7 protein-coding genes and 1 pseudogene are annotated in these 6,320 nt (G+C 39.9%); 2 read left to right on the top strand and 6 right to left on the bottom strand.

Annotated elements, in window-relative coordinates; translation table 11 throughout:
- From BM210_RS33895 to BM210_RS33915, 5 genes are all read right to left on the bottom strand, one after another.
- On the bottom strand, positions 1–272 hold a 272-nt coding region (locus BM210_RS33895), incomplete at its 3' end, for a helix-turn-helix domain-containing protein (RefSeq protein ID WP_143101178.1).
- A 131-nt stretch (positions 273–403) separates the two neighbouring features.
- Complete coding sequence (locus tag BM210_RS33900) at positions 404–727, bottom strand: tetratricopeptide repeat protein (RefSeq protein WP_091177073.1); 324 nt, start codon at positions 725–727, stop codon at positions 404–406.
- 7 nt (positions 728–734) lie between these two features.
- On the bottom strand, positions 735–1,127 hold the full coding sequence (locus tag BM210_RS36495) for a tetratricopeptide repeat protein (RefSeq protein WP_371263585.1): 393 nt from the start codon (positions 1,125–1,127) through the stop codon (positions 735–737).
- 276 nt (positions 1,128–1,403) lie between these two features.
- Positions 1,404–2,138, bottom strand: a complete 735-nt coding sequence (locus BM210_RS33910; protein WP_091177078.1) for an Ltp family lipoprotein — start codon at positions 2,136–2,138, stop codon at positions 1,404–1,406.
- A 344-nt stretch (positions 2,139–2,482) separates the two neighbouring features.
- Positions 2,483–2,872: a hypothetical protein gene (locus tag BM210_RS33915; RefSeq protein WP_091177075.1), complete on the bottom strand. Its 390-nt coding sequence runs from the start codon at positions 2,870–2,872 to the stop codon at positions 2,483–2,485.
- Between the two features lie 157 nt (positions 2,873–3,029).
- On the opposite strand from BM210_RS33915, the gene BM210_RS33920 reads away from it, so the two are divergent.
- Positions 3,030–3,809, top strand: coding sequence for a stalk domain-containing protein (locus BM210_RS33920; RefSeq protein ID WP_091177076.1), 780 nt, complete (start codon positions 3,030–3,032; stop codon positions 3,807–3,809).
- A 630-nt stretch (positions 3,810–4,439) separates the two neighbouring features.
- On the opposite strand, the gene BM210_RS33925 is transcribed toward BM210_RS33920, so the two are convergent.
- Positions 4,440–4,910 carry a hypothetical protein gene (locus BM210_RS33925; RefSeq protein WP_091177077.1) on the bottom strand — a complete coding sequence of 157 codons (471 nt, stop codon included), beginning with the start codon at positions 4,908–4,910 and terminating at the stop codon, positions 4,440–4,442.
- Positions 4,911–5,211: 301 nt separating this feature from the next.
- Between BM210_RS33925 and BM210_RS33930 the strand changes: the two are divergent.
- Positions 5,212–6,312, top strand: a pseudogene (locus tag BM210_RS33930) (IS110 family transposase); the annotation flags it as partial.
- Positions 6,313–6,320 lie beyond the last annotated feature (8 nt).

A 6,320-nucleotide genomic window follows, 5' to 3' on the forward strand; every position in this document is an offset into this window, starting at 1 on the left:
TAATCCGAAGACAAATTAAACCGAGCAGCGGTCTCATTGATGGATGCCCCAAATTCGTTCATGTAATTGAGTACATCTATTTTAAATTGAATCTCGTGATTTGTATACGTTGATGTAATTCCTTCCTCTCCATGCTTTTGATAACGTAATACCCATCTTTTTAGTGGTGCAGTGCTCATATTACGTTCTTCAGCAATTGTCTTATATGACGCTTTACCTTCTAGATAAGCCAGGACAGCTTCTAATTTCTCTTCAGTTGAGTATTTAGCCAAAAAAACTACACCTCCAATTGTTAGACTGTGTCTAACAATTGGGGTGCAGTTCAAGGCAGCTCCTTCATCGTTTGTATGTAGTCCTCTTATTACGCAAACGTACTCCGCTAGCTTAACTATGACTAATTTTACTATGAAAGCAACTTCCGATAAATTCTAAAACTTGCTTCAGCTTCTTGAATATTTCCCGTTTTTGTCAGCACTACGCCCTTGTTATAGTAGTAATTAAAATCATTTGGATTTATCTCAATAGCTTTATCTAAATGTTCTAATGCTTCCTTATACAACTTTTGATAATACAGGAGGTTTCCCAAATTATAATGAGCATCGTCATTATCCGAGTTAATCTCAACACACTTTTTATAGCTTTCTATTGCTGAATTACCTAATTTTAGTTTTTCCAATACAATTCCTTTGTTGAAATGAACAGATGAATGATTCGGTTCACTTGCAATCGCTTTATCATAATGCTTCTTCGTACTTCTCTAACTTCTTAAGTTCATTAGCTTTGTTATAGAACGCTGAGCTAAAACGAGGGTCAAGCTTTATAACGAGTTCGTAGAATGTGATTGCTTCAATGGACTTTCCCTGATAAGACAATGAATTTGCCTTATTGTAAATACAATTAGTGTTATTCGGATCTAATACTAACGATTTGTCGAAATAAGTGATTGCTTCATCATGATGGTTAAGTTTAGCTAGTGTATTTGCAATGTTGTAATATAACGTTGCATTGTCTGGATACAATTCTAACGCTTTTTGAAAATGAGCTAGAGCGTCATCAAATCTAGCCACCTGGACTAATTTTATGCCTTCACGGTTTAGTTGTTCTGCTTGTTGTTTTTGATTATTAATCTGTAAATCACTCCGTTTTTCTAACGACTTCTCACCAAGATTTAAATCCGAATTTTAGTTATATATTCCATAAATAAACTAAAATATCCTGCCAGTTAGGTGAGCGAAGGCTGCCGTTCGTGTAGGCAGCCTCGTCCCGGTTACTTATTGAGCTCTAGTTCTCCGTTTGTTCAACAAGAATCTCTATAATCAGCTTTAACTTTTAAAAATGGAAAATCAGTAATGAACTTTAACAAACGCCATCAACCAATTCTTTAGTTAAGGGCGTTTTGAGTTTTATTTATCCAAATTCTTAATAGCATAATCGGCTTCTTCTTTTGTGAATTTTTCACCGTGTTTAGAAGTTAGTTGGTCTCGTATCGCTGCTGGCGACATTTTCATTGAATCCTGATAATTTTTTGCTTTATTCAAGGCATTTTTATTGAAATCGGCTTTTATATTGTCGACTGCGTACTGTGCTTCGTCTTCTGTAAACTTTTCACCATGTTCAGAAATAAGTTGATCATAAATTCCTTGTTTTGACATGTTCATTGTTTTTGCGTATGATTCAGCTTTTTTTAAAGCGTTTGCTTTCCAGTCAAATTGAAAATTATCTATTGCATACTTGGCAGATTCTTGAGAGAACTTTTCACCATAATCTGAAGTTAATTGATCATTAATAGCACGTTTAGACATGTTCATTGTTTTTGCGTATGATTCAGCTTTTTTTAATGCAGACTTATATTCATTAGGAACATTAGCGTCTGCCTTTGCTTTAGCGTCAGCATCAGCTTTAGCCTTAGCTTCGGTCTCCGCCTTTGCTTTAGCTTCTGCTTTAGCTTCTGCTTTAGCTTTAGCTTCTGCTTCAATCTTAGCTTTTTCCTCTGGAGATAGAGCGGCAGCTGCCAGTTTTGCTTCCGCAGCTACCGTAGTAGCCGGTTTTGAGTCGGAGTCAGAAAGGGCAGCCGCTACACACATGAGGATAAAGGCGCCTAGTGCAAGGAGTGCGGTCTTTCCACGTGTTAAGTTCATTTTAGTGAATCCTAGGAAGACGCTCGGCTTAATAAGTGAGAGGAGTAGGTACAAAAACGCTAGAAACAACAACAGTACAATAAACGCCATAATATCCCCATTTTCATGTAAATTTTCACCCAATATAGGAGTAATTACCTATTAGTATACGGCATAAACATAAAAAAGGAAACGCTTTTTGCGTCAATATTTAAAAAAGCAGAGAGCCATCCAATTATGTTCCCTATCAGATGACAAGAAATTTATTCCATACCCGTTTTGATAAGAATTTGCAAAAAAACTATAGATAATTTACTTGGGATGAATTGATGAAGGTGGATAAAACCTATGATGGATTTATTGATTTATAACTCCTTCCCACCAGGTTTGATTCGGTATTCTCCAGGTGCTAATTTTTCGTTATCCACTTTGATTTTTTTTCGTTTCCCTCCAAAATAACTCATAATTGCAAGAGCAATAGAGACTCCACCCCAAATCGGCATGTCTTTAAACGCATTCGATGGAGCAATAAACCCTAAAATTCCGGCTATGATAAATATCCACACCGATATCCTAGGTAGTTTAAATGCAAACGCTCCACCCAACAAGTAGAGAAAGGCAACAAATATTCCAATGGATCCAACACTTGAAGTATCTGTATCACCGGATAGGGCTCCACCGATTGATACAGCGCAGGACTGTAAACCAACGATGAACATGAGAAACAGGGAAATGATTCCGGTAGCTATTCTCATCTAATCAACATCCAAAATGATTTATGAATATTTTACTATAAAAAAGTCCCAAATAGTTGAATTATAAGTAAATTTTAGTAAAATAGTACTAACCATCCAACCCTCATGCGTTTACAATGATTAATGAAACACAAAAGAACTGAGGGGGAAGCTATAGTTGAAACGTAAACTTATAATCTCACTTGCATTGTCAGTCACCATTGTAGGATCAATGTCCATCGGTGCTTTTGCTGCTGCGAACCTTGAGGAAATATCGGCTTACCTTAACAAGGGCCTCGGTCTCAAACTTAACGGAAAGGCGTGGCAACCTAAAGATGCGGACGGTAACGCGACATATCCTATAACTTACAATGGGAGCACCTACTTACCGGCTCGTGCAGTCGCTGAAGCACTGGGGACTAAGATCGGATATGACACTGAGTCAAATACAGTACTTATCGGTGAAAATTTGGATGCCATACCGTCAAAAGGCATGCCTGGAAAATCGAGAAGTAATCCGGAAACCGTCGGGAAAAAGGTGGATTTCATGGTGAATGACATTTCGAACGAGTATTCCGGAAATCTATCCGTGGATCAAGTGATCCGTGGTGAAGAGGCTTGGAAGATGATTGTCTCGGCCAATAAGTTTAATTCAGCTCCTAAAGAAGGATACGAGTACCTTCTTGCCAAGATTAGTATTATGATCTCCAGCAGCAAGAACAAAGACAAACAAATTGATGTCAGCCCCCTTGACTTTGTGGCAGTATCCTCGGCTGGAAAAGATTATGATTGGGCAAGCATTGTGGAACCAGATCCGTCAATTAGTTCTAAGCTTTATGAATGCGCTTCACACACCGGTTGGGCGGCGTTTTTAGTGAAAAAGGATGATCAGAATCCTGTAATTACATATGGAAGAAAATATGATGGCAGCGGTGGTGCTTGGTTCAACATAAAATAGAATAGTCGCCCGTTTCACGGGCTGCTCAGAGTAAAAATGGCTGGCACCCTGCCTATCCACAAAGCTAGAAGATTATTTACATATCACTCAAGCCGCCGTCCTTTATTAGGCGGCTTTTTCTTCCCTTCAATTATCATGCGCCTTGCAGAAGACATTCAATTAATGGGAAGGGAATGTTCAGAGTAGGTAGATTCCAAAGGACGATCGATTAGTAGGGGAATTGAACTATCGTTTTCCGTTAGCCACTCATGCAGCGCAAGAGCAGCGCTGCAACACAGAGGATGAAAATGGGTCCCACTGTCTATACTGTTTGTACGGCTGGCGAAGAAGGTCGATAAGCTATGGTGCCATAGAGCCCAACCGTTAGTCTGACTCCGACCACCACGGTGCATCACAGAATGTCGCACCCTATAAGGGTAGCACTCATGGGAGATTTATCCTTTTTTGGTTGTTGCACCAGCCTTGCCTTTAATTGTTGTCAGTGATCGCTTTTGCTCTAAACAATCTAACAATCTATATGATTACTCAGAGGCTCAGCCTTTTTTTAAAAAAGAGTTATTCTGGGTCTGTTTTCTTATGCTCTTTTACTGGTTTTGAGCTAATTTAATTTTCATGGGAGCTTAATATGGTTTAGTTTGATAATGGGTATTTAAGGTGTTTTGATTGTATGTAATAAACACGTTCAAACTCAGATTCATAATAACCGACATTATATTGTGTTAAATCTATTAGGTCACTGAATGTTTGCGGAAGCTTGCAGTTCCACTTTATAAAGTTGAAGTTGATTGGATAATCATCAACGTTAGGATTTGGTGTATGAACGTATACAGCATCAGCTCCACTGTCCCCCTCATGTATACACACCCATGTTTGATAAGGCTTTTTAAGGTGTTCAAGTTGTTTTAGGAATTTCGAATAAAGAGAAATATGTGCGTTAATGTGTTCCCGTCTAATTTTTAAACTGGCGTTTCCTAAACCACCGAAATCAAGATGTCTATGCCAAAAATCGTACCAAGAATCGTCTTCCACATGTAGTTGATAACCATTCACCAATGACCATAATCGTTTGAAATATCTTCTCTTGCCGCGAAATTTTTTCAAATTTCACCCTCCAAAAATCAAATTACTCATTACCAAGATAATACTACAAAGGCTTGAACTATCCTGCCCGTTCGTATTTTGAGATCAGCCAGAACTTACTGGTTGATCCTTTTTTATTTAGGATTGAGGACTAAAGGTAGCCGGGTCTAACGTACCTGCCCGTGGGACTTGATCCCGAGCGCTATAATGTTCACCCCTACTTGTCATGACCATGATTGAGGCTGGTTGGGACGTGAGATCCCGTATAACAAGCGATGCTATGGAGCGACAAGAAGGACCATAGGGGCTACCGGTAAATCTATATCATTTCGAACATACCCGTGAAGGGCTGGCGAAGCTCCTTCAAACTGTTCACGATGTAGAGCATGCGTCCGGACAACGTCCTTTGCTTGTTCTAGAAGCAACCGGACATTACCAAAGTCCGGTGGTTCAGTTCTTGGAGGAACATCATTATCTGTACATTGTCATTAATCCGCTTATCTCCAATCGGCTTAGAAAGTCCAACCTCCGTAAAGTGAAGACGGATGCTGCTGATGCTTATCTGCTGGGAGAGCTGTACGACAAAGAAGAGTTTGAACCCTTTAAGAAAAGGGGTGTGCAACTGCTTAATCTGCGTTATCTAACGAGACAATATGAGTCTCTTTCAAAGATGTGCGTGCAGACTAAACTCCAGTTCCAAGCTGTTTTAGATCAGGTCTTCCCTGCGTACAAAGGTGTCTTTGGGGCTATGTATTCAGGCGTTTCACTTCGGTTTTTAAAGTCGTTTCCAACTTCATATTCGATCTTGCAAACGGACAAACAAACGCTGAATGCCAAAATCAAAGAGCTGCTTTCCTCGAGACGAGGACGATCAGAGGTGTGGATTAACGAGCGCGTACAGCGGCTGCTGGAGGCCGCAAAACAAAACCCATTCGAACAAACTATGTACTCCAGCCACTTGATCAATCTAAACGTTCTCATCACCCTCATTCTTCAGTACCAGGAGCATCTTGCTAAGTTGGAACAAAACATAGATGCTCTGGCTGAAGAAATTGAAGAGTATGATTTAATCCAGTCGATTCCTGGTATTGGCCATAAAATTGCGGCAACCATTTTATCGGAAATTGGAGAAATCGACCGATTTGATCATCCCCAAAGACTGGTCGCCTTTGCAGGCATAGACCCGAGTGTATTCGCTTCAGGTAAGTTCACAGCAACTCAAAATCGAATCACCAAACGTGGCTCCCGGCAACTTCGTTATGCGCTGGTTATGGGCGTTCAGTGCGGACTTATCCGTTCTCGCAATATGCGGCTCAAAGAGTTTTATGATCGTAAAAGAGCTGAAGGAAAGCCGCATAAAGTGGCTCTGGTAGCATGCGCAAATAAGCTAGTTCATTGGCTCCACGCCATCTTGAGAAATTAAAAGACATT

The organism is Paenibacillus sp. 1_12, assembly GCF_900114475.1.
Taxonomy (GTDB): Bacteria; Bacillota; Bacilli; order Paenibacillales; family NBRC-103111; genus Paenibacillus_S.